Origin of the sequence: Nocardiopsis halotolerans DSM 44410 (assembly GCF_000341065.1) — a bacterium.
Lineage (GTDB): Bacteria > Actinomycetota > Actinomycetes > Streptosporangiales > Streptosporangiaceae > Nocardiopsis > Nocardiopsis halotolerans.
The window spans coordinates 1-24008 of sequence record NZ_ANAX01000326.1 but is presented as its reverse complement, the minus strand read 5'-3'; the positions used below and the strand labels follow the sequence as shown (position 1 = coordinate 24008).

Sequence of the window (24008 nt, the reverse complement as noted above, 5' to 3'; positions counted from 1 at the left end):
GGCCGCGCCGGGGAGCAGGGCTCCCCGGCGCGGCCCGTTCGTGTGGGGTGCGCCCGCGCCGCACGGGCGTTTCGCCCCCGCCCGGCCGGTGCGTGGGCCTTCAGCGCGGCCCGAGTGTGCCCGGGGCCAGGCCGAGTTCGCGTTCGGCGACCGACTGCGCGAGCCCGTCCAGGGCCGGGTGCTCGAACCCCGGGTCCGCGTTGGAGGAGGCGTGCAGTCCGTCGATGACGACCAGGAGCACGAGGCAGACCCGTTCGGGGTCGTCGGTCGTGAACTCGCCGTCGTGGCGGCCCCGCGCGACGAGTTCGGTGAGCGCGGCGCGCATCAGCGCCTCCTGCTCGCCCACCACCTCGCGCAGCCCGGGACGGTAGCGCGCCAGGTGGCGCCCGTTGATCCAGAGCCGTCCGAGCTCGGCGAACTCCGGTCCGTCGACCCTGCTGAGGAACGCGCGCAGGCGGTCGGTGGCCGAGGCGTCCTCCGGTGCCTCGAAGAGCGCGGAGCGCTCGGAGGCGACGGCGTGTTCGAAGGCCTCGCGGTGCAGGGCGTCGATCGAGGCGAAGTAGTGGCTGATCAGCCCGGGGCGCACCCCCAGTTCCGCGGCGACGTGCTTCATCGTCACCCGTTCGATCCCCTCGTCGAGGGCGAGCCGCGCCGCGGCGCCCAGGATCTCCGCGCGCCGCTCGGCGGGATCCTTCCTGGTCCGCCTGCCGGAGGTGGTTGACGTGATCTGGCCCATGTTGTTGAATGCTACACCAACAGCTTATTGGTTTTAGAGCCAATAGTCTTTCCCCCGCTCCCCACGCCGAAGGGTGCCGATCATGCGCCGAACCAGTACCGGCCGGAGGGCGAACAGCGACCGGCCCGGACACATCGAGACCCGTGGCATCGACCAGGTGTCCGGCGACGAACGCCACGGATCCCCGCGGGAGCTCTTCGTCGTCTGGGCCGCGCCCAACGTCAGCTACCTGAGCATCGTCGTGGGGGCCTCGCTCGTCCTCATGGGCCTCTCCCTGGCCGAGGCCCTCCTCGTCATCGTCGCGGGCAACCTCTTCTGGCTGCTGACCGGCTTCATCGGCGTCAGCGGCACCGCGGCCGGAACGGCGGGCTCGGTCGTCTCCCGGGCCATGTACGGCGTCCGCGGGAACAAGGTCCTCGTCGCGGTCTCCGGGTGGCTCATCGCCGCCCTCTACCTCGGACTCAACTGGGCCGCGGCCGCCGTCGCCGGTTTCGGCCTGACCCGGTTCCTCGGCCTGCCGGAGACGCCGCTGGTCGAGGCGGGGGTGGTCTGCCTCATCGCCGCGGCCACGATCCTGGTCTCGGTCTACGGCCACGCGACCATCGTGCGGCTCTACTCGGTGCTCACCACCGTCCTGCTGGTGGTCTTCACCGTGCTCACGGTGCTGATCCTCCAGCACGCCGACCTCGGTTACGTCCCGGCCGACCCCGCCACCGGCTGGGAGGAGTGGGCCGTCCTCACCGCCGGGTTCACGATCGTGGCCTCCACGCCCTTCTCCTACGTCAACAGCCCCGACCTGGCCCGCTACCTGCCGCGCGGCTCCGGTACGGCCGCCATCACCCTGTGGAGCGCCGCCGGGGGCATCGTGCCCAGCGTCGTCTTCACCGCCGCCGGGGCCCTGGCCGCCACGGGCCTGGACATGAGCGCGCCCCAGACCGCGCTGGAGAGCATCATGCCGACATGGCTGGTGCCCGTCTTCGTCGTCGCCGTCGTCCTCAACACGGTCGCCAACAACGGGGTGACCGCCTACAGCGCGGGCCTGGCCATGCAGTCGGTGGGCGTGCCCCTGCCGCGCGTGCCCGCCGTCCTGGTCATCGGTGCCATCGGCACCGCCCTGGCGGTCGTCGCCGTCACCGTCGTGGACTTCATGGCCGCGGTGAGCACGATGCTCGAACTCGTCGTGGTGCTCACCGTGCCCTTCATGGCGGTCTTCGCCACCGACGTCGTCATGCGCCGCAACCGTTACCGGGGCGAACAGCTCCACGACCAGAGCCGGAACAGCCCGTTCTGGTACCGGAGCGGTGTGAACCCCGCCGGGGCCGCGGCCACCGTCACCGGCATCGTCGCCGCGACCCTGTGCGTGAGCACCACGTTCTGGACCGGTCCCCTCAGCGAGGCCGTGCACGGGCTCAACCTGGCCGTGCCGGTCGGCGTGGTGGTCTCCGCCGCGCTGTACTGGCTGCTGTCCCGCGCCCTGCGCACCCACCCCGCCACCACGTCCGACGAGCCGGAGAGCACGAAGAACACGGAGGCCCCGAGATGAAGGCAGACCGCGTCGTGACNCCCCACCGGCGGCCCGCCGCCCACCGCCGTCGCCCTGCACGGGGACGTCATCACCGCGGTCGGAGGCCCCGAGCTGCTGGAACGGCTGCGCGGACCGTCCGTGGACGTCGTGGAGTTCCCCGGAGCGACGATCCTGCCGGGGTTCGTCGACGCCCACGCGCACCCGGTGTGGGGCGCCCTCGAAGCCGAGTCGGGGCTGGACCTGGAGGGCGCCGCCACGCTCGACCAGGTGTGCCGCAGGGTCGGCGAGCGGCTGCGCGCCCTCCCACCCGGGGAGTGGGTCACCGGCTTCAACCTCGACGTCAACGTCTTCGACGGCGAACCCGCCGGAGGGATCCTCGAGCGGGAGTTCCCCGGAGCGCCCGTCTCTCTGATGACCAACGACGCGCACGCCCTGGTCGTGAGCCCCCGCGTCGTCGAGTGGTGCGGGATCACCGGCCGGGAGGTCTTCGACGACGCCTCCCGGGTGGTGGTCGGCGCCGACGGCGCGCCCACCGGGTACCTCCTCGAACTCCAGGCCATGGACCTGGTCCTGGAGCGCTACCCCCAGCCGCCGCCGCACGTCGCCGCCGCCCACGTGGCCAGGCACCTGCGCCTGTTCGCCGAGGCGGGTGTGACGGGGCTGCACGCGATGGACTTCGGCGACCCCTCCGCCGCCGCGCTGCGCGAGATCGAACGCACGGGCGACCTGCCCCTGCGCGTCCGGGCCGCGCCCCTGGTGCCCGCGGACTCCGGCATGGACGCCTGGCGGCGGGCGCTCGACCTCCAGGGCCTCCACGGACGCCGCTGGGAGGTCGCCGGGGCCAAGTTCATGCTCGACGGGACCGCGGACAACGGGTCGGCCTGGTTCCAGCACCCCGACTGCCTCGACGAGAACGCCCACCCGCTGTGGAGGGACCTCGACGCCTACCGCCGGGCCGTGCGCTTCTTCACCGAACACGGGGTCCCCACGGCCACCCACGCCATCGGCGACCACGCCGTCCGGTTCGTCCTGGACGTGATCGGGGAGGTGGGACACCCGGAGCGCGGACCGCACCGCGTCGAGCACGTCGAGTCGGTCCCCGACGACCTGCTCGGCCGGTTCGCCGAGGTGGGGGCGGTGGCGAGCATGCAGCCCACGCACGCCACCCGCATGACCAGGGCCGACCAGAGCGACAACTGGTCGCGTCGCCTGGGCCCCGAACGCACCGCGCGCGGGTGGCGGATCAGGGACCTGCTCGACGCGGGGGCGACCGTGGCGCTGGGCTCGGACTGGCCGATCGGCCACCGGGACCCGCGCGTGACCATGGCCGACGCCCAGCTGCGCCGACCGGTGGAACGGGCTTCGGTGCCCGCCGTCCAACCGGACCAGAGGATCAGTGCCCGCGAGGCCCATCTGGGTATGACGAGGGGACCCGCCGCGGCCGCCGGTCCGGGCTGGGCGTCGGGGCGCGTCGCCCCCGGCCGACACGCAGACCTGACCGTCCTCGCCCGCAACCCGCTCCGCCTCCCACCGGAGGAGCAGGCGACCAACCCGGTGCTGGCCACCGTCGTCGCCGGTGACGTCATCCACCACACCTGAGGGAGGAGCCGCCGGGGACGGAGGACCACGAGCCCCGGCCCTTCCCGGCCGACCGACAACGTACGGAGGACCATGACCGTGGACCTGTCTCCCTTCCGACCGACCGCGCGCCCGCACCTGGTGCTGGACGCCCGGGACCCCGAGGAACGCGGGCGGCTGCGCGGACGGGCGCTCGCGCCCGGACTGCCCCACGCGATCGAGACCTACGACCGGCTCTTCCACGGGGCCGGACTCACGGAGGCGGACGTCCGCGACTCCGGGCACCGGGCGCTCGACGTCATCGCCGACCACCGCCCCGGCCTGGCGGAACAGATCACCGGAGTGGCCGGGGGAGCGGGTGTGGAGGCGTGGCGGGTGGCCGCGCTCAACGCCCGCACCGAGATCCTCGCCCGGTCCTCCTCCGCGCCGGGGGAGTGCTCCACGATCGTGCACCGCCTGCCCGACCGCGGTACCGGCACCGCCGCGCACGTGGGGGCGCAGACCTGGGACTGGCACGTGGAGCTGAGCGCGAGCTGGCACACCGTGGAGTCGGGCGGCGGGCGCCACCGCTACGCCGGCCTCACCGAGTACGGGATCCTGGCCAAGATCGGGGTGAACAGCGCGGGGCTGGCCCTGCACTTCAACATCCTCGGGCACCGCGACGACCGCCTCGGCGGGGTGCCGATGCACGTCCTCGCGGCCACGATCCTGGAGGAGGCCGCTGACGTCGCCCACGCGAGGGAGATCGTGCGCGACGCCCCCGTCACCTCGTCCGGTTCGCTGATGCTGTTCACCGCCCGGGAGGCCGTCCTGCTCGACGTCAGCCCGGAGGGCGTCTGGGAGGTCCCGGCGACCGGCGGGGGGACCTATCTGAGGACCAACCACTTCCTCACCGAGCGCCCGTCCCGCAAGGAGAAGGGCTGGCTGTACCAGCCCGACTCCACCCTGCGCCGCGACCTGCTGGCACACCGGGTGGCGCAGGGACCGCCCGAGGACGAGGACGACCTGTTCTCCCTGCTCGTCTCCGGGCCGGGGGAGGCCGGGCTGACGTGCGTGCCCGACCTCGCCCTGCCCCTGGGCCAGAGGTGGGCCAGCCTCGCCACGGTCGTCCTGGAGCCGCGGCGGCGCCGCGTCGCGGTCCTGGACGGCACCCCGGCCGAACGGGACTCCCGCCCCTGGTACGAGCTGCGGGCCTGACGGCCCGCGGACCCGCCCGGCCTGGGAGCGCCTCTGCGGGGACCACGGCGATCATCCCCCGACGCGGTAGGCGCGGGCCTGGATCCCGTACAGCTCGGCGTAGCGCCCGCCGAGGGCCATGAGTTCCTCGTGGCTGCCCCGTTCGCACACCCGGGCCCCGTCCATGACGACGATGTGGTCGGCCATGCGCACGGTGGAGAAGCGGTGGGAGACCAGGAGCGTGATGTGGTCTCGGTCCCTGAGGGCTCGGGCGCGTTCGGCGTACTGTTCGAAGAGCAGGTGCTCGGTCTCGGCGTCCAGGGCGGAGGCGGGTTCGTCCAGCAGCAGGAGCAGGGGGTGGTCGCGCATGTAGCCGCGGGCGAGTGCGACCTTCTGCCACTGCCCCTCGGACAGTTCGGCTCCCCGGGCCCAGGAACCGCCGAGCTGGGTGTCCAGCCCCCGGTCGAGCCGGTCGACCAGGGCGCGGGCGTCGGCCCGCGCCACCGCCCGGTCGACGGCCTCCCCGTCCTCGGCCGCGGCCAGGTCGCCCAGGCCGATGGACAGCCGCAGCGGGTACTCGAAGCGCGCGAAGTCCTGGAAGGCGCCCGAGAGCCGTGCGCGCCACGCGTCGGCTGGTACGTCGGCCAGGGGGACGCCGTCGACCAGGATCCTCCCGGAGTCGGGTTCGTACATCTTCGCCAGGAGCTTGACCAGCGTGGACTTGCCCGCCCCGTTCTCACCGACGACGGCCACCACGGCCCCCGCGGGCAGGTGGAGCGTGACCTCGTCCAGAACCGGCCGGTCCGTCCCGGGGTAGGTGAACGAGACCCCGTCCAGGGTGACGCCGGAGCGCATCCGCTCCGGCGGAGGGGTCGGGCTCCGTTCGGCCGCCATGGAGGACAACTCCTCCAGCCACAGCAGACGGCGTCCTCCCTCCAACCAGATCATGCGCAGGAAGTGGACCTGGCTGAGCGTCTGGCCGATGTACTGCGCCAGGCGGCCGCCTGTGGTGAGCAGGAGGACCACCTCGGCCGCCGAACCGCCGTTCAGCGCCACCCCGGCGACGGAGCCCACGAACGCGCAGCCGAAGACCGTGAGCGCGGACGCATGCCACGCCGCGGTCGCCCAGCGGGCCCGGGACATGACCCGGTGGCGCGCGGCCCACGCCTGGTGGCGTCCCCGACGGACCCGTTCCCTGGCGAGGGCGACACGCAGTTCACGCCCGGGGGAGGCCTTCGTGCCCAGCAGGAAGAAGTGCCGCGCCAGCCGCTCGTGGTGTCCGACCCTCTCCTCCAACGCGTGCTCCACCCCTCCGCGCCAGTGGGAGACCACGGCGGTGGGCACCGCGAACAGCCCCAGCAGGCCCAGCAGGGGGTGGACGGTCATCAACAGGGCGATGGTCAGGACCAGGCGCAGGACGGCACCGACCGCCTGGAACAGGTACTGGTAGACCTCGCTCAGCGTGTCCGCGTGATCGCGCAGCAGCTGGACGCGGTTGACGTAGGCGGGGCGTTCGTGGTGCTCCAGGGAGGGGATCCCGCTCTGGAGCCGTACCACGTGCGCTTCCATGAACACCCCGGCACGGTCGGCGAAGCGACGGTTGGCCCTCTCGCTCAGCACGCGCAGCAGCCAGCTCATGACCGTCAGCGCTCCCAGGAGCACGGCGGCGGCGACCACGCCGACCTGGTTCCCGGAGGACACCGCGTCCGCGAGCATCGCCAGGGCGGCGGCGATCAGGACGTCGGGCAGGGCGGCGCCGAGCGTCGTCACGAACGCGACGGCGATGAGCCCGGGGGAGGCCGTCCAGCCCAGGCGCAGCGTGCGGCCCAGGCCCCGCCAGGACGAGGGCAGGGGATGGTCTTCAGCGGGCACGGTCGGCTCCGTCCTGTTCCTCGTTGAACCGCGCGGCCTGGAGTTCGAAGAGCCGCTTGTAGGTGCCCCCGAGGGCCATGAGTTCGTCGTGGCCGCCTGTCTCGATGACTCGGCCCCGGTCCACGACGCAGATCCGGTCGGCGCGTCGGACCGTGGAGAAGCGGTGGGAGACCAGAATGGTCGTGCAGCCCTTCGTGGCCTCCAGGACGCGGTCGAAGACCTCGGCCTCGCCGCGCACGTCCAGCTGGGCCGTCGGTTCGTCCAGGACGACCACCCCGGCGCCCTTGCCCACGGCGCACAGGACCCGGGCCAGGGCGACGCGCTGCCACTGCCCTCCGGAGAGGTCGGTGCCGTTCTCGTACCCGGGGGAGAGGATCTGGTCGAGGTCACGCAGGCCCGCGGCCCCGGCGGTGGCCAGGGCCTGGCGGACCTCCTCGGAGGTGGCCCCCGGAGAGGCCACGTTGCCCTGGAGGGAGAGTTCGTAGCGGACGAAGTCCTGGAAGATCGCGCTGAGGCGGCGGCGCCACGACTCCAGGTCCAGGTCCCTCAGATCCGTGCCGTCGACCTCGACGGCCCCGGAGACCGGGTCGTGGAGGCGGCACAGGAGCTTGACCAGGGTCGACTTCCCGGCGCCGTTGACACCGACCACGGCCAGCGAGCTCCCGGCCGGAACGGTCAGGTCGAGACCGTCCAGGACCGGCGCGGACATGCCCGGATAGGCGAAGGTCACGTCGCGGAACCTGATCTGCGCCGCGGGCATCCCCTCCGCCGGGGTCCGGCCGGAGACCACGGCGCGGGCCGCGGCGCTGGAGGACATCGCCTCCTCCACGCGCAGCACCGCCGCGACCCCGTCGGCGGCCAGGGACAGGGCCCAGTTCAGACCGCCGAAGGCCAGCGCGCTGGCTCCCACCGCCGCGTAGGCGAAGGTGCTCACCTGGCCCAGGTCGACGGCGCCCGAGGCGGCGTCCCGTCCCAGCGACCAGAAGAACAGCCCTCCCGACACCGTCAACACCGCGACCGCCCAGCGCATCGGCTTCTGCCGCAGCCGGGTGGCGTGCCACCGCAGTTCGACGAGGGAGCGCCGCTCCGAGGCGAAGCGGTCCGTCAGCCAGCTCGCCAGGCCGAAGNNGCCCCCCCCCAGCCGGTAGGAGTACTCGGCGCGGCGCTGGGCGTCCAGGACCTCCCCCGTGTTGCGGTCCCACTGGGAGCTCTCACGCAGCAGCCAGTGCGTGGAGAGCCAGGCGCCTCCCACCAGGAGGGGCGCCCACCACGCGTAGGCGGCCAGGACCACCGCCTGCGCCAGACCCGCGACCGCCTCCACCAGGCCGCCCGCGATGATGCCCATGGACAGGTGCAGGGGCGGGCCGGTCATCCCGAGGTCGAAGTCCCGGGCGGCGGTCAGCTCGTCCATGTGCTCGCGGTCCTCCAGGTGCGCGACGCCCTCGGGCGCGCCGGCGGCGACGAGGAGGCGGTCGTGCAGACGGTCGGAGACGCGCTCCCCCAGGAGGGAACCGACCTGGGTGTGCAGGGGTGTCAGGACCTGCGTCAGGACGAAGACCACGCCGATCAGCACCAGCGGAGCCAGCAGCGGCGTGCCGTCGGCGACGGCGCCGACGAGCGTTCCGACCGCCACGACGAAGCACGCGGGAAGGATTCCCTGGAACAGGATCAGCGCCCACCACGTCGCGGTCAGCGCCGGATGGGACTTCCACAGGGCGCCGAAGAAAACCCATTCCCTCCGTGCCCTGAGTCGGGCCGTCGGGGTGCTCTTCCCAGGGCGCACCGGTTCTTTGGCGGTAGGGGCGGGCACCCTCGCACCAGCCTTTCTCTCGACGGTTCTCGGTGGAGAGACAGGACGCTTCACGCGACTGTCAGGTGTGGAAGGGGAAAACGGTGGAACGTGCCCGTCCGCAGCGGATCGGAGGTGGGGAACCTAGCTTCGGATCCGCCCGGGTGTCAAGCGAATTATGGTGGGAAAAAGCTTTAGGGAGTGCTCCCATCAGGCATTCTCCCATGGAATATTCTCCCGCGTCGCCGTTGTGGATCCTGTGGGATCTTTCGCGCGTCTCCTCCTGCCGTGGTGCGAAGAACCCTCCCTCCGCGGCCACGGACGATCCGTCCAGGGGTTTCCTGGTGAGGAAGGTTTTTCGGTGGCACGGAATCTCCGGGAAACCTTCGCGGGCGGTCGTCGGGACCGGGGTCGTACGGGTCCCTTCCGCGTTCCCCTCCGCTCCGTCGCCGGGCTCATCCGGCGGGGTGGGGCTCCGTCGCGGCCTCGGCGGTGAGGCCGTCGAGCACCACCTCACCGGCGTAGGCGCGGCCCGGGTCGTCCTCCACCAGGTACACGCGGGAGACCGTGACCGGGTGTCCGACACCGTCGGGCACCTCGAAACGCACGTCGCGCCAGCCCTTCCAGTCGATGACGGGACCCTCCAGGGAGTGGCCGACACCGTGGTCGTCGGTGAGGCCGATCATGAGGCGGGCGCCGCCGCCGTCGCCGCGCACACCCGCGGTGAACGCGAAGGCCCGGCGGTCGAGGGCGAGCGGCGCGGGCGGGTGGGCGTAGGCGGCCCGGACGCGGATGTCGCGGGTGAAGTCGTAGGCCAGCGCCAGACCGGGGCCGTCGCGCCCGGCCACGGGGCGCACTTCGGCCCCGCCGCGCGCGGACCGCGCCGTCCACTCCTCCGCGTCGTCGAAGGTCGCCAGGTGGATCGTCCGCGAACCGACGGAGAACGGGATCTCGGTGCTCGCCCCGCCGGCGGTCGCCGTGAGGGTGCCCGTCCCCTCCTCGGCGCGCGGCCGCACCTCGAGGCGGCCGTCGTCGTGGGCCACGACCTCGACCAGTCCGGGGACGGCTCCGACCTCGGCGTCGACCGGTTCGACGGGCGCACGCTCCCCGTCCTCGGTGACCCCGGTGAGGACGAAGGAGGCGGTGTCGTCGGCCGAGGCCAGGTCCAGGCGTGCCGGTGTGGCGCGCAGGGTGTCCGGGGCGGGCAGTACCTCCAGGCCGATGGTGTCCCCCACGGCGCCCGCCTCCCCCGTGACGGTCACCGGGCCGGGGTCCCCCGCGACGAACCGGGGACCGTCACCGTGCCCGGTGGGTGCGGACAGCACGAGTTCGTCGGTGCGGTCGTCGGGGGCGTGGGGCGCGTCGGGGCCGGACGGCCCGAAGGCCTCGTCGTGCCCGGTGGCGGCGAGCGTACGGTGCATGCCGGTGAACACGCGCCGGGGGTCCTCCTGGGACGGCGTGGGTGAGCCGTGTTCGGGCCGCGGCTCCAGCAAGGGCCGCAGCCACAGGCCCGAGGTCCGGGCCGACCCCTCGGGCGCCGTGACCACCAGGCCGTCGGGGACCTCCCGGGGCTGGTCCCCGGCACGGTTGCGCGGCACCGGGCGGACGCCTCCGGGTTCGCGGGCGAGCAGGGTCGAGGAACCGCCGCCGTCCAGCTCCAGCGCCTGGGCGGCCCCGGCCGCGGCGAGCAGTTCGGCGACCTCCGCGAGCGTGGACCCGGCGGTGCGGGGGTTGCGCCCGTCCGTGGTCACCACGTACATGTCCTCGCCGTCCTCGGAGAACCCGATGGCGGTACGCGGCGCGCGGGAGTGGTCCCCGGTGGGGACGGGCTCACCGTCGCGGACCAGCACGTGCCGCCCGCCCACGACGGTGTGGGGCTCGGCGCCGTCGGCGGCGAGGGCGTACTCCAGGCCGACCGGGTCGCCCTCGGACAGGGCGGCGATCTCCTCCGCCGCGGAGCCGCGCGCCACCAGGACCTGTTCGTCCTCGCCGATCGGGCCGCTGCCGGGGATGTCGCCGACCCGCTCGACGGCGCCCTCGGAGACCACGGCCTCGGCGACGGGGACGGCCGCGTCCCCGGGGCCGGTCTCCGGTGCGTACACGACGTGCGCGCGGGGGTGCCCGCCCCAGTCCGACGTGTACAGACCGACACCGTTCGCGGGGACGGCGGGGGCGTTGAGGGCGTCGAGTTCGAGGTCCCCGGAGGGCAGGGACACGGTTCCGTCGAAGTCCACCCGCCGCACGCCGCCGGTGCCGTCGGCGTCGATGACCACGGCGTGGGTGAATCCGGGGGCCGGCGAGGTGAGCACGCGCCCGGCGCGCATGCCCGCGCCCAGGGGAGCCCGGGTCGCGCCGATGTCGAAGTAGCCGCCGTTGACCGCGGCGACGACGGTGGAACCCTCCGGGGGTTCGAAGGCGGCCGCCATGTCCGTGACCGTCGCGGGCGAGGTGAGACCGCCCCCGTCGACGTACTCGATCCCGATCTCCTCGGTGAGGTCGACGGTGAGAAGACTGGCGAACTGCCGTCCGTCGTCCCGGGGACCGGGAACGTGGCCGTACACGAGGCCCACCCCGGTGGCGATCCGCTCCGTCACGGCCCCGGCGGTTCCGGCCGGGGGCGGGACGGCGTCGGCCGCCGCATGGGACGGCGGCGCGAACAGGGCCATGGGCGCGACCAGCACGGTGACCACGGGAACGGCCGCCGAGCGGACGGGACTCGGGGACCTCGGGCGGGACAGGATCACGGGGCACCCTTTCGCGTGAGGGCTCGTCCGGGAGGCGAGCGATACGCCCGGGGCTCGGGCTGTGCACATCCTCCACGACGGGTGCTCTTCCCAGGGGTGGTACACACCGGAGGGCGCGGACATGAACACGAGGAGGGGATCAGCGTTGCCGGACCCCGTCACCGGGCGGGACGTGAGCCCGGAGTTGGAGGTGTGCCATGCCAGGAGCCCCGAAACGCCATGGCACACCGCTGCGATGGGAGTGGATCCACGCAGGCAAGGCCCACAGGGGCATCGGTTCTGACACGGCTGTCGGCCCAGCACCTACGCTTTCGAAGCAGCAGGCCGTTCGCCGTGGCGACACCGGTGACCACGACCGCCGCCCCCACCAACTGCAGGACCGTGGGATGCTCGCCCAGGATCAGCGCGGACAGGCCGAGCGCGAGGATCGGCTGGACCAACAGCAGCCCGCCGGTCGTCGTCAACGGCAACAGGACGCTGCCGTGGTGGATGAACAGCCAGGCGGCCACCTGACCGAGTACCGCCAGGAGCGCGAGCAGTACCCACGACCGGGCCGGGATCCCGGCCAGCTGGATGCCGCCGGAGATCGGCGAGACCATGACGGCGGCGACCGAGGCGGAGACCGACGCCCAGGTCAGCGGTTGGACGAACAGACCCGGGTCGCGTCGTGCCGACCGGCGGGTGACGAACAGGTACACGCCGTATCCGCACCCCGCGATGACGCCGAGCAGTACACCGGTAGTCGTGTCCGGGCCCCGAAGGGAGGCGTTCCACAGCCCGCCGACCAGACTGATTCCCAGGAGCATCAGCGGAAGCGTGATGACGAAGCGCGCCGTGACCCTCTCCCGATCGACGAGGAAGGCCAGCGCGGGCAGGACCAGGACCTGTGTGTTGATCAGGACGGTGCTGATCCCCGCGCCGACGTGGTGGATCGAGGCGGTCCAGGCGGCGTAGTCGATGCCCAGTGCGGCCCCGGCGGCAAGGGACCACAGCACACCGCCGCGTGACAGGGCCCCGTGCCGCGTCCGTTCCCGAAACGCCAGGGGGATCAGCACGACCACGGCGATCGCGCACCGCGCCACCGCGGTCGTGGCGGCGTCGGCCCCGGCCAGCTTCACCAGGACCGCCGAAGCCGAAAGGCAGAGCGCTCCGGCCAGGACCAGGGACGACGCGACGACGGGGCCGCCTCTTCCCACCGTCCGACCACCGCGGGGCGCACCGTGTGACGAGCGTGGAGCGACAGGAGACATGACTCGACGGTAGGTTCACGCCTGGAGCCAGCACTACTTCATAGTTCTGCGCAGTTGTGCTAAGCACTCCTTATGAGTGTGGGGTGGGACCGTCTCCGTGTACTGGACGCCGTGGCCCGGACGGGGTCGGTGACCCGAGCCGCGACGGCACTGCACATGACCGGGCCCGCCGTGTCACAACAGTTGCGACGCATCGAGGCCGAGGCGAGGACGAAGATCGTGGTGCCGGAGGGACGCGGTCTTCGCCTCACCGCGAAGGGAGAGGTGCTCGCCGGATACGCCCGGCGGGTGGCCGACGCCATGCAGCAGGCGGAGAACGATCTCCGTCGCGACGAGACCTACGTCGGTCGTCTGCGTGTCGCGGCGATCGCCTCCGTCATCCGAGGCGTGCTCGGCGCCAGGTTGACCGCGTTCCACCGTGAGTACCCCCGGGTGCGGGTGTCCGTCGAGGACGGGGAGACCGCCGACCACCTCGACCGCCTCGCGGCCGGGGCCGTCGACCTCGTGCTCGCCGAATCCTGGAGCGCCTCCCCTCTGCGGTTGCCGTCGGGTGTCGTCGCGGAGCAGATCACACGAGAGGCCCTGTTCATGGCGGTTCCGGGCGATCATCCTCTGCGGTTCCACGGCTCTCTCAGCATTCGTGATCTGGCCGGAGAGCGCTGGGCGACCTGTGCCCAGGGTTCGGATGCCCATACCGCGCTCGAACAGGTCGCGCGCCGACATGGCGTCGAACTCGACGTGTCGTTCCGTGTCGCCGACCATCTGACCCAGCTCGCGTTGGTGCGAGAGGGGCTGGCCGTCGCGTGCGTGCCGTTCCCGGCGGACCACGGCGACCCGAGAGTCGCCTGTCTGCCACTCGACACCGAACTGCACCGCGACATCCTGCTTCTGGAGAGAGCCCAGACCGCGTCGTTGGCTCACCAGGCCCTCAGAACGTGCCTGGTGGGCTGATCCGGTAGCCACGGTCGAGGGGCCTCCCCGAGAGGCGGACGTCCCCGGCGCGGAACGCATCGAGGTCCTCGCGGAGCCCCTCCACGGCGGTCGGGTCCGTACGTCCGTGGTCGGGCGGCGGCGACGCGCACGCGGCGGCCCAACGGAGTACCACCGGTGCCGGATCCGGCGACGACCGACCGCCCGGTTCCGGCACGGCCCGCGGTTCCGGGTCGTCGCACCGGTATAAGCACCGCTTATGCGCCCCATGGAAACGGGCCCCTACCCGACAAGCCCGACCTCGTGTTGCATGGACGGGTCTGTGTCGCGGACCACAGGGCGATGCGTCCACCTGTCGCCGCGCCGCGCGGTGCCGTTCCCGGGGTTCCCCGGGAGGACGCGTTCGCGCCGCGGCTCTAGAGGCACGCCGGGGCGGACCCGCTCGCGCCGTTCCACGGCGGCTGTGCGAGCGTTCCCGCCGAGGCGTCCGCGCCCTCGCGCGGATTCGGACGACGGAGAGGCCGAGGCCGGACCAGCCGCGGTCCGCCGCAGCGACCGGACGCCTGACACCAACCCCCGATCAGGTCTGAACGGAAAAGAGCTAGATGACTGACACCTTGGTCGTGGCGCACACGGCGACAGCGATGATCGGCGTGGTGCTGCTGATTCTGGCCGCACGCGTCGAGCCGGTGATCGCACTCGTGATCGGGTCGATCTACCTGGGACTCGCGGCCGGGCTGGGCTTCGAGAAGACCATCTCGACCATCGCCCAAGGCTTCGGCGACATCATGGCCGAAGTCGGGCTGCTCATCGGATTCGGCGTCCTGTTGGGGTCGCTGCTGCTCCGCATGGGCGCCCTACAGAAACTGGTGGAGCTGCTGCTGAGACTGCTCGGTCCCAGACGGCTCCCCTACACGCTCGCCGCCGTGCTGAGCACGATCTTCCCGTCCATCTACGTGGACGTGCAGCTCGTGCTCGCCGCCCCGCTGGCCCGGTCCGCCGCTCCCAGCCTGGGCCGCAACGGCGTCGGCATGATGGGTGGCGCGCTCAGCACCGGCATCCTCGTCGGCTACGTGTTCGTGATCCCCGGTCTGGGAACCGTGTCGATCGCCGGTCTGCTGGGCGTCCCGCTCGGCACGATGCTGCTCTACGGCTTCGGGGTCGGACTGGCCACGGCGGTGCTCACCGTGTTCCTCTACGGCGTCCTGCTGAGGTTCGGGTTCTGGAACCCCGACAAGGACGAGACCGCCCCGGTGGCGGTCGGCGACCGGGAGCCCGTCGGTGCCGCGCAGCCCGCGGGCGCCGCTCCCAGCGGCGGCAGCGGTGGCGGCGACGACGCCGCGGCGGAGGCCGACGAGGAGGCCGACGAGAAGGCGCCGCGGACCCCGCCGCTCCACGTCTCCCTGCTTCCCATCCTCGTCCCGCTGATCATGATCGCCTCCGGCGCGATCGCCCAGGCGGCCGGTGTGACGTCCCCCGTGATCGCGTTCTTCGGTGACCCCGTGCTCGCGCTCTTCGTCGGCCTGGTCGGCGCCTACCTGCTGTCGCGGTTCGTGCAGGGCACCGAGCGGACCAACGACGCACTGGGCGAGGGACTCAACACCACGGGGCAGATCCTGCTGGTCACCGGTGTCGGCGGTTCGCTGGGCGCGGTGATCGGCGAGACGGCGCTCGAAGGGGTCCTGGGCGGCCTGTTCTCGGCCGAGGCGGGCACACCGGCGCTCGTGGCGGTGCTGCTGGCCTGGCTGGTGGCGGCCGTGCTGCACCTGGCCATCGGCTCGATCTCCGTCGCCGCCATCGCGGCCGCGGGCATCCTCGCCCCGATCATGGGCGGCCTGGACCTGCCGCCCGCGGTACTGGGACTGGCCATCGGCGCGGGTGCCCTGTTCGCGCTCCAGGTGAACAGCAACTTCTTCTGGATGTTCCAGTCGCTGCTCGGTGTGACCACCCGGGGCACACTCAAGGCGCTGACCTTCGTGACCGCGCTGGCCTCGGTGGTCTCGCTGGTCATCGTCGTGGGGATCAGCCTCGTCGCCTAGCCAGAACGCCGCCGCGAGCCGCGGCCACCGCCCCTCCGGACCGCCGCGTGCGGACCGGCCCGGAGGGGCGCGGCTCCCGGCACCCCTCCGCACCCGTGGCGCGCCCGACCGTCCAACACACACAGGAGAGAAACCATGCAGCCGCTTCGCGGTGTCACCGTCGTGTCCCTGGAGCAGGCCATCGCCGCTCCCTACGCCAGCCGCCACCTGGCCGACATGGGCGCCCGCGTCATCAAGGTCGAGCGCCCCGGCACGGGCGACTTCGCCCGCGGCTACGACTCCCGCGTCAACGGCATGAGCTCGCATTTCGTGTGGGCCAACCGCAGCAAGGAGTCCCTGACGCTGGACATCAAGAACCCGCGCGGCATGGCGGTGCTGCGCCGGCTGCTGGCCCGCGCCGACGTCTTCCTCCAGAACCTGGCACCGGGGGCCGCGGCCCGCGCCGGGCTGGGCGCCGCAGAGCTGCACGCGAGGCACCCCGGGCTCATCGTCTGCGACATCTCCGGCTACGGTTCACCCGGCCCCTACGAGACGATGAAGGCCTACGACCTGCTGGTGCAGAGCGAGTCGGGGCTGCTCTCGGTGACGGGCAGCGGCGAGGAGATGGCGAAGGTCGGCATCTCGGTCTCGGACATCGCCGCGGGCATGTACGCCTACAGTTCGATCCTGGGCGCGCTGCTCCAGCGCGCACGCACCGGAACCGGAACCCACCTGGACGTGTCGATGCTGGAGGCCACCACCGAGTGGATGGGCTTCCCGCTCTACTACGCCTATGACGGACAGGAGCCGCCGACGCGCGCCGGAGCGTCGCACGCGACGATCTACCCCTACGGCCCCTTCGTCGCACGCGACGAGCAGGTGGTCCTGATGGCGATCCAGAACGAGCGCGAATGGCGCGCGTTCTGCGAGCGCTTCCTGGAACGCCCCGCGTTCGCCGAGGACCCCGCCTACGCCACCAACGCCGCCCGCAGCGCCAACCGCGACACGCTCGGGGCCGTCATCGCCCGGCGCTTCGCCGAGCTGGACGGCGATGAGGCCACCTCCCTGCTCGCCGACGTCCCGGTCGCCCACGCCCGGGTGAACAGCCTCGCCGAGGTGTGGAGCCACCCGCAGCTCGCCGCGCGCGGGCGCTGGCACGAGGTGGACACGCCGACGGGGCGGGTCCCGGCCCTGGCGCCGCCCGGCCCGCGCGACCCGGCCCCCCGGATGGACCCGGTTCCCGGTCTCGGCGAGCACACCGACGCCATCCTCGGTGAACTGGGGATGGCGGCCGAGGAGACCGCCGAGCTGCGGTCGGACGGGGTGGTCTGATGGCGCCGGAGACGACCACCGCCGCACGCGCGGACGCACTCACGGCGGCCGTCACCTGGCTGTTCGTGCCCGCGTCCCGCCCCGACCGGTTCACCAAGGCGGTGCGCAGCGGCGCCGACGCCGTCATCATCGACCTGGAGGACGCCGTCCCGGCAGGCGGAAAGGACGCCGCACGCGACGCGCTGCGGGCCGGGTGGCCGGGCGCCGCCGACGCCCGGTCCTCTCCCGGCGGCGCCCCCGCCGTGGCCGTGCGCGTCAACGCGCGCACCACCGCGGAGTTCGCCGCCGACGCGCGGCTCTGCCGCGAGCTGGCGCCGGACGCCGTCGTCCTGCCCAAGGCCGAGTCCGGCGACGACGTGCGCGCCGCGGCCGAGGCGAGCGGGGCGCTGGTACTGCCACTGATCGAGTCCGCCCGCGGGCTGGTGGGGCTTTCCCACGTCGCGAGCCGCCCCGAGACGGTCCGGCTGCTGTTCGGCGGTATCGACCTGGCCCTGGACCTGGGCACCGCCGACGACGCCGCGCTCGACACGTCGCGGAGTGACCTGGTGCGCTGGTCGGCGGCGTGCTCGCTGCCGCCGCCGGTCGACGGCGTCACCACGGACGTGCGCGACGGCACGGCCGCGGCGCGCCACGCCGCCCGCGCCCGCCGCTGGGGGTTCGGCGGCAAGCTGTGCGTGCACCCCGCCCAGGTCGGGCCCGTGGAGACCGCCTTCGCCCCCGACGCCGCCGAGCTGGAATGGGCGCGCGAGGTACTCGCCGCGGGAGGGGAGGGTGCCTCGCGACGCGGTGGTGAGATGATCGATCGGCCGGTCGTGGAGCGCGCCCGCCGCCTGCTGCGGCGCGCCGAGGGGAGGGGCCGGACCATGTAGGCCGAGGGGGCAGCCAGTGGACATCGCCCAGTTGCGGGACTTCGTCACGGTCATCGACAGCGGGAGCTTCACCCGTGCCGCCTCGCTGCTGTTCGTCTCGCAGCCGGCGGTCAGCCAGCGGATGAAGCAGCTGGAGAGCGAACTGGGCGTGCGGCTCGTGCAGCGCGGCCCCCGCGGAGTGGTGCCCACACCGGCGGGGCGGACCCTCTACCGGGACGCCCAACAGCTCCTCCGCCGGTTCGACCAGATCGCCGAGGACGTGACCAAGGAGCCCCACGTCATCCGAGGACCGGTGGCCGTCGGACTGCCCACCGCGGTCGCCGTCCACCTCGCTCCGGCGCTGTTCTCCTGGACGAAACGGCACTACCCCGGTGTCCACCTGCGGCTGTTCGAGTCGATGAGCGGATACATCCAGGAGCTGCTCACGGTCGGGCGGATGGACCTCGCCGTCCTCTACCGCGACGACGCGGAGCCCCGACCGGCCGAGACGCCGCTGTACTCCGAAGAGCTGTACCTGGTCGGGCGCTCGGACGCCGAGGAACCGCCCCAAGGCGTCCAGGACGCCGGGACGAGCGCGGCCTCCGCCGACACCGCGGCGTGCGGAGACGTCAGGCTGGCGGACATGCTCCGGGTGCCACTGGTCGCCCCCGGATCACGCAGCAACCTGCGCGTGCTCATCGACCGCGTCTTCACCGAACGCGGCGCGGTGCCGACGATCGCCGCCGACGTGGAGTCCCTGGGGACGATGGTGCGCATCGTCGAGAGCGGCGAGGCCTGCGCCCTGCTCCCGCTGTCCAGCGTCGAGGCGCTGCGGAGCACTCCCGACCTCACGGTGCGGCGGGTCGTCGATCCCGTGATCGAACGCCACATCGCCGTGTGCACCGCTTCGGACCACTACGAGCCGCGGGACGCCGTGTCCGTCGTCCGGCACGGCATCGTGCAGGTGACGACCCGGCTCGCCGAGCGGGGGGCCTGGCCGGGGATCCGCCTGGTGGACCGGACCGAACCGCGCGCCGGTCGGCCCTGACCGGCTCCCCGCACAACCGCGTCCGGTAGCGCGGCATCCCGCGTCTCGTGTGTCAGGTCCGTGTGGCCGTCGCGTACCGCGGGCGGCCGCTGGTCCGGTAGACCTGGACCGTTATGCCACTCGTGAGGGCTCGGGAGTCGACCAGGTCGAGCGCCGTGTCCGGGCCGGTGCCGGGGAACAGCCGTGTGCCCTGGCCGACGAGCACGGGGTAGGTCAACAGGGTGATCTCGTCGACAAGGCGGTGGTCGAGTAGCCAGCGGACCAGGCTGCCGCTTCCGTGAACCTGTAGTTCCCCTCCCCGCTGGGTCCTCATCTCCCTGACGGCGGCCGTGACGTCTCCGGAGAGGACGGTCGTGTCCGCCCATCCCGGTTCGTTGAGGGTGGACGACGCCACGTACTTGGGCCGCGTGTTCAACGCCGCCGCGATGGGGCTGACGCTCGGGTCCGGCATCGCTCCCCAGGAGCCGGCGAAGATCTCGTAGGTCCGCCGGCCGAACAGGAAGGCGTCGGCGCGCTGGTAGACCCCGCCGAGGAACCTCCCAGCCTCGTCGTCGAAGAGCGGCAGGGCCCACCCGCCGCGCTCGAAGCCACCCCTGCGGTCCTCGTCGGACGCGCCGAGTCCCTGCATCACGCCATCGACGGAGACGTTCGTGATGGTCGTCAGTTTCATGGCCGCAGATCCCTCCCCCTTGGTCGGTCGTCGTTCGGACAGACCGGATCACCCCGCAGAACTCATCGGCCTCCACGCGAGGACGGTGGAACACGGAAGTAGAACCCGCCCACGGCGGTGTCCTGCTCCCACATGTACGAACTCGCCCTGCGCCATGGTGAGCCGGAGTGGCGCGCGGCCCCGGGGGACCGTCCGCGGCCGTGCGCCACAGCGGGTGCGGCCGGGGCGGCCTCAGACCTGCGGGGCCAGGAGCGCGTCGACCTCCTCGCGCGAGGCCAGCGAGGGCTGCGCACCGGTGCGCGTGGTGCTGACCGCGGCGGCCGCGCACGCCCACCGCACCGCCCCGTCCAGACCCCGTCCCTCGGCCAGGGCGACGGCCAGGGCACCGCAGAAGGAGTCGCCGGCGGCGGTGGTGTCCACAGGCCGTACGGGCAGGGCCGGCACGTGCGTGGTGGCGCCGCCCTCCACCACGAGGGCGCCGTCGGAGCCGAGCGTGACCACGACCGCGCCCACACCCACGAGCGTGCGGGCCGCCGCGGCGACCTCGTCCAGGGTCTCGGGCACCGGGCTGCCGGTGAGCGCGGCGAGCTCGGTGCGGTTGGGGACCAGCAGGTCGACGCCGTCGGGGACGGTCGACTCGCGCGACATCGGCGCGGGGTTGTAGATCACGGTCCCCGAGGAGAGGCGCGCCGCGGCGTGGTTGGCCTCGTCAGGGACCTCCTGTTGCAGCAGGGTCACCCTCGCGCCGGCGAGCACGTCGGCCGCGTCCGCGCAGTCGGCGGCGCTGACGTGCGCGTTCGCCCCAGGGCTGACGATGATGGTGTTCTCGCCCGCCGGGTCGATCGCGATCTGCGCGCGGCCGGTCGCCGTCGCGGGTGTGACGGCCACGTGCGTGGTGTCCACGCCCTGCTCCCGGACCGACCGCACCAGCGTGGCGCCCGCGTCGTCGTCGCCGATCCGGCCGACCATCGCGACCCGTCCTCCGAGCCGGGAGGCGGCCACCGCCTGGTTGGCGCCCTTCCCGCCGGAGTGGTGGACGATGTCCCCGCCCGCGACGGTCTCGCCCGGCACCGGGTGCCGGGGGACGGCGGTGACGACGTCCAGGTTGAAGCTTCCGACGACTGCGATCACTGTGCTTCCTCCGTACGGGGTGCGGTCGAGGCGCGCGCGACGAGCTCGGGGGCGAGGCGCACCGCGTGGCGCGGTCTGGACCCCTGCTCGCCCAGGCGTTGGTCGAGCAGGCGTACGGCCTCCTCGGCGAGCCCGGTGACGGGCTGGCGGACGGTGGTCAGGGCGGGCTCGGCGAGGGAGGCGATCGCCACGTCGTCGAACCCGGTGACGGCGACCTGGCCGGGGACGTCCACGCCCATCCGGCGCAGCTGCTGGATCGCGCCGACCGCGATCAGGTCGTTGGCGCACACCAGGGCGTCGGGCCGTTCGGACCACACGCGCTCGGCCGCGTCCCGGCCCCACTCCACGGAGAAGTCGCCGAGTTCCACGCGCGAGGCGCCCTCGGGGTCCAGGGCCGCGACGCCGGCCTCGTAGGCGGCGCGCCGCTCCACCGCGGCGGAGTCGGTGGCGGCGGAGCCGAGGAAGCAGGGGCGCCCGCGGCCCGTGCGGGCCAGGTGGTCCAGGACCAGGGCCATCCCGGCGGCGTTGTCGACGGCCACGGTGTCGGCGACGCCGGTACCGCATCGGCGGTCCAGCTGTACCAGGGGCGCGCGCTCGGCCGCGGCGGCCACCGCCACGCGGCTGTGCTCCTCGTGCACGGGGATCACCAGCAGTGCGTCCACCTGGCGGTTCAGGAGGGCGTTGACACGGTCGGCCTCCACGGCCGGATCGTCGTCGCAGTCGGCGATGAGCAGTGCGCGCCCCCGGCTGTGCAGCTCGTGCTCCACGGCGCGCACGAGCATGGGGAAGAACGGGTTGGTGATCTGGGGCAGGACCATGCCGATGGTCCCGGTCGAGCGGCTGCGCAGCGCGCGGGCCACCTGGTTGGGGCGGTATCCCAGGCGCTCGGCGGCCGCGCGGACCCTGCGCTCGGCCTGCGCTCCGACGGCGCGGGTGCCGGACAGGACGCGGGAGACGGTGGCCACGGAGTAACCCGACTCCCGGGCCACCTCGCGCAGTGTCACCTCTGTCATGTGTTCCCTTCATCAACCGTCCGCGAGCAGATGAGGGTAAACGTTATCACCATCACATCCCGATGGTTAGGCCTCCCATCTCGGTTTTTGTCGACGCGGGATTGACATGGGGAAGATCACCCAGCAACGTGTGTGAGAACGTTTACCGACAGAGAGGTGTGCCGTGGCACTCGCACCCATCGTCCTGGACAGCGATCCGGGCCTGGACGACGCCCTCGCTCTGCAGTACCTGCTCGGCACCGGACTGTGGGACCTGAAGGCCTACACCGCCGTGGGCGGCAACGCCCCCGTGGAGCAGGCCTTCCGCAACGCCCGCGGACTGGCCCGCGCCTTCGGGGTCGACGGCGACGTCCCGGTGCACCGGGGCGCCGACCGCACCATCAGCCGCGTGGACAGCGCCTCGGACTTCCACGGGCCGACCGGTCTGGGCGAGGAGGTGCTGCCCGACTCCAAGGAGCCCGACCAGGACGAGCCGGCGCCGGCCGCCCTCGTACGGCTCTCCCGCGAGTACGAGGGCGAGCTGACGGTCGTGGCCACCGGACCGCTCACCAACGTCGCCGCCGCCCTGCTCCTGGACCCCGGTACGGCACACCGGGTGCGCCGGCTGGTCTTCATGGGCGGGGCCGCCCAGGTGCCGGGCAACTGCACCCCGCTCGCGGAGTTCAACGTCTGGGCCGACCCGGACGCGGCCGACATCGTGGTCAGCAGCGGCATCCCCTACACGATGGTCGGCCTGGACGCCACCCACGGCTGGCGCTTCACCCACGAGGATCTGGCCCGCCTGGACGCCGCGGGCCCCGGCCAGGAACTGACGGCCCGATTCGTGCGCGCCTACCTGAAGGCCTACGACGCCAACCACCGGCAGAGCTCCTGCCCGCTGCACGACCCGCTGGCGGTCGGCGTCGCGGCCGACGAGTCCTTCGTCACCACCGGCACCGGCACGGTCGCCGTGGAGTGCGCGAGCGAGCTGGGTCGCGGCCAGACCGTGTACCTGCCCGAGGACAAGGCCGTACGCTTCAACTACCCACCGCACATCCTCGCCCGCACCCGCCACACCGGCCGGGTGGCCCTGGGCACCGGGCCGCGCGACTTCAGCGCCCACTTCACCGAGACCCTGTTGCGCCGCCCCAGCCTCTGAACGGGCCGTCGGCAATGACAAGCGAGAGAGAACGATGAACATACTCTGGGGACTGGGCGGCATGGCCGCCCTGATCGCCATCGCGGTCGCGGTGTCCTCCGACCGCCGCGCGATCAACCTGCGCACGGTCGGCGGTGCGCTGGGCTTGCAGGTGGCCATCGGGGTCCTGGTCCTGTACTGGGGACCCGGCCAACGCGCGCTGACCTGGGCCTCGGACGGCGTCAGCTCGCTCCTCCACGCCTCCGACGCCGGGATCGAGTTCCTGTTCGGCGACCTGGTCGCTGGTGAGGGCACGGTCTTCGCCCTACAGGTACTGCCCGTGGTCATCTTCGTGGCATCCCTGGTCGCGGTGCTCTTCCACCTCGGCATCATGCAGAGGATCGTCAACGTCATCGGCGGCGCGCTGCGGTGGGTGCTCGGCACGAGCCGGGCCGAGTCGATGAACGCCGCGGCCAACATGTTCGTGGGCCAGACCGAGGCGCCGCTGTTCATCCGCCCCTACCTGAAGCGGATGACCCGCTCGGAGCTTTTCGCGGTGATGGTGGGCGGTGTCTCGACCGTGGCCGGGACGGTGCTGCTCGGCTACTCGCTGCTGGGCGCGCGACTGGACTACCTGATCGCGGCCAGCTTCATGGCCGCTCCGGCGGGCCTGCTGATGGCCAAGATCATCATCCCCGAGACCGAGCGCTCCGAGGTCACCTCCGAGGCGGTCAGCGCCGGGCGGCCCAACGGGCCGGGCGCGGAGCCCGCCTCCTCCCCGGTCAGCGTGCCCGGTGACGCCGAGACGGCCGAGGCGAACAAGGCGGTCGAGGAGGAGGTCGAGCAGGACAGGCCGCGCAACGTCATCGACGCCGCGGCCAGGGGAGCGGCCGACGGCCTCAAGCTCGCCGCGACGATCGGCGGCATGCTGCTGGCGTTCATCTCGCTGGTCGCCCTGATGAACATGATGCTGGGCGCCGTCGGCGGGCTGTTCGGCGCCCCGGACCTGAGTTTCCAGCAGCTGCTCGGCTACGTGTTCGCCCCGGTGATGACGCTCGTGGGCGTGCCGTGGAGCGAGGCGGTGGCCTCCGGCAGTTTCGTCGGACAGAAGATCGTCCTGAACGAGTTCGTGGCCTTCGTCAACTTCGGTCCCCAGATCGAGGACTTCAGCGACAAGACCGCGGCGATCACCACGTTCGCCCTGACCGGTTTCGCCAACATCTCCTCGCTG

Annotated in this window: 18 protein-coding genes; 10 read left to right on the top strand and 8 right to left on the bottom strand. The window is 72.7% G+C overall.

Annotated elements, in window-relative coordinates; genetic code table 11:
• Positions 1-100 precede the first annotated feature (100 nt).
• Positions 101-736 carry a TetR/AcrR family transcriptional regulator gene (locus tag D455_RS0123755; RefSeq protein WP_017573180.1) on the bottom strand — a complete coding sequence of 212 codons (636 nt, stop codon included), beginning with the start codon at positions 734-736 and terminating at the stop codon, positions 101-103.
• A gap of 82 nt (positions 737-818) precedes the next feature.
• On the opposite strand from D455_RS0123755, the gene D455_RS0123750 reads away from it, so the two are divergent.
• From D455_RS0123750 to D455_RS0123740, 3 genes are all read left to right on the top strand, one after another.
• The gene (locus D455_RS0123750; protein ID WP_017573179.1) at positions 819-2279 is read left to right on the top strand and encodes a purine-cytosine permease family protein; all 1461 of its coding nucleotides are present in this window, start codon (positions 819-821) and stop codon (positions 2277-2279) included.
• Between the two features lie 120 nt (positions 2280-2399).
• The gene (locus D455_RS31525) at positions 2400-3860 is read left to right on the top strand and encodes an amidohydrolase (RefSeq protein WP_017573178.1); all 1461 of its coding nucleotides are present in this window, start codon (positions 2400-2402) and stop codon (positions 3858-3860) included.
• Positions 3861-3932: 72 nt separating this feature from the next.
• Positions 3933-5036, top strand: coding sequence for a C45 family autoproteolytic acyltransferase/hydolase (locus D455_RS0123740; RefSeq protein WP_017573177.1), 1104 nt, complete (start codon positions 3933-3935; stop codon positions 5034-5036).
• A 51-nt stretch (positions 5037-5087) separates the two neighbouring features.
• Here the strand turns inward: D455_RS0123740 and D455_RS0123735 are convergent, their stop codons facing one another.
• The 4 genes from D455_RS0123735 to D455_RS31520 all read right to left on the bottom strand — a co-directional run bounded on the left by D455_RS0123735 (position 5088) and on the right by D455_RS31520 (position 12616).
• On the bottom strand, positions 5088-6887 hold the full coding sequence (locus tag D455_RS0123735) for an ABC transporter ATP-binding protein (protein ID WP_017573176.1): 1800 nt from the start codon (positions 6885-6887) through the stop codon (positions 5088-5090).
• Positions 6877-7596, bottom strand: coding sequence for an ABC transporter ATP-binding protein (locus D455_RS36285; RefSeq protein WP_241480350.1), 720 nt, complete (start codon positions 7594-7596; stop codon positions 6877-6879). The genes D455_RS0123735 and D455_RS36285 overlap by 11 nt, the downstream gene beginning before the upstream one ends.
• Positions 7597-9131: 1535 nt before the next feature.
• Positions 9132-11420, bottom strand: a complete 2289-nt coding sequence (locus D455_RS0123725) for a phosphodiester glycosidase family protein (RefSeq protein ID WP_017573174.1) — start codon at positions 11418-11420, stop codon at positions 9132-9134.
• 158 nt (positions 11421-11578) lie between these two features.
• Positions 11579-12616 carry a DMT family transporter gene (locus D455_RS31520; RefSeq protein WP_017573173.1) on the bottom strand — a complete coding sequence of 346 codons (1038 nt, stop codon included), beginning with the start codon at positions 12614-12616 and terminating at the stop codon, positions 11579-11581.
• A 126-nt stretch (positions 12617-12742) separates the two neighbouring features.
• On the opposite strand from D455_RS31520, the gene D455_RS0123715 reads away from it, so the two are divergent.
• From D455_RS0123715 to D455_RS0123695, 5 genes are all read left to right on the top strand, one after another.
• On the top strand, positions 12743-13621 hold the full coding sequence (locus tag D455_RS0123715) for a LysR family transcriptional regulator (protein ID WP_017573172.1): 879 nt from the start codon (positions 12743-12745) through the stop codon (positions 13619-13621).
• Positions 13622-14205: 584 nt separating this feature from the next.
• Complete coding sequence (locus D455_RS0123710) at positions 14206-15639, top strand: GntP family permease (protein WP_017573171.1); 1434 nt, start codon at positions 14206-14208, stop codon at positions 15637-15639.
• Positions 15640-15774: 135 nt separating this feature from the next.
• Complete coding sequence (locus D455_RS0123705; RefSeq protein WP_017573170.1) at positions 15775-16950, top strand: CaiB/BaiF CoA transferase family protein; 1176 nt, start codon at positions 15775-15777, stop codon at positions 16948-16950.
• Positions 16950-17819: an HpcH/HpaI aldolase/citrate lyase family protein gene (locus tag D455_RS0123700; protein ID WP_017573169.1), complete on the top strand. Its 870-nt coding sequence runs from the start codon at positions 16950-16952 to the stop codon at positions 17817-17819. Before D455_RS0123705 ends, D455_RS0123700 begins: the two co-directional genes overlap by 1 nt.
• Positions 17820-17835: 16 nt before the next feature.
• On the top strand, positions 17836-18846 hold the full coding sequence (locus D455_RS0123695; RefSeq protein WP_017573168.1) for a LysR substrate-binding domain-containing protein: 1011 nt from the start codon (positions 17836-17838) through the stop codon (positions 18844-18846).
• Positions 18847-18898: 52 nt separating this feature from the next.
• On the opposite strand, the gene D455_RS0123690 is transcribed toward D455_RS0123695, so the two are convergent.
• From D455_RS0123690 to D455_RS0123680, 3 genes are all read right to left on the bottom strand, one after another.
• The gene (locus D455_RS0123690) at positions 18899-19516 is read right to left on the bottom strand and encodes a dihydrofolate reductase family protein (RefSeq protein WP_017573167.1); all 618 of its coding nucleotides are present in this window, start codon (positions 19514-19516) and stop codon (positions 18899-18901) included.
• A 231-nt stretch (positions 19517-19747) separates the two neighbouring features.
• Positions 19748-20647, bottom strand: coding sequence for a ribokinase (gene rbsK / locus D455_RS0123685; protein ID WP_017573166.1), 900 nt, complete (start codon positions 20645-20647; stop codon positions 19748-19750).
• Positions 20644-21660 carry a LacI family DNA-binding transcriptional regulator gene (locus D455_RS0123680; protein WP_017573165.1) on the bottom strand — a complete coding sequence of 339 codons (1017 nt, stop codon included), beginning with the start codon at positions 21658-21660 and terminating at the stop codon, positions 20644-20646. Before D455_RS0123680 ends, rbsK begins: the two co-directional genes overlap by 4 nt.
• A gap of 163 nt (positions 21661-21823) precedes the next feature.
• Between D455_RS0123680 and D455_RS0123675 the strand changes: the two genes are divergently transcribed.
• Both D455_RS0123675 and D455_RS0123670 read left to right on the top strand, forming a co-directional pair.
• Positions 21824-22798 (top strand): nucleoside hydrolase, encoded by a 975-nt coding sequence (locus tag D455_RS0123675; protein ID WP_017573164.1) that lies wholly within the window; start codon positions 21824-21826, stop codon positions 22796-22798.
• A 34-nt stretch (positions 22799-22832) separates the two neighbouring features.
• Positions 22833-24008: NupC/NupG family nucleoside CNT transporter (locus D455_RS0123670; protein ID WP_017573163.1), on the top strand; the 1176-nt coding region annotated here is incomplete at its 3' end.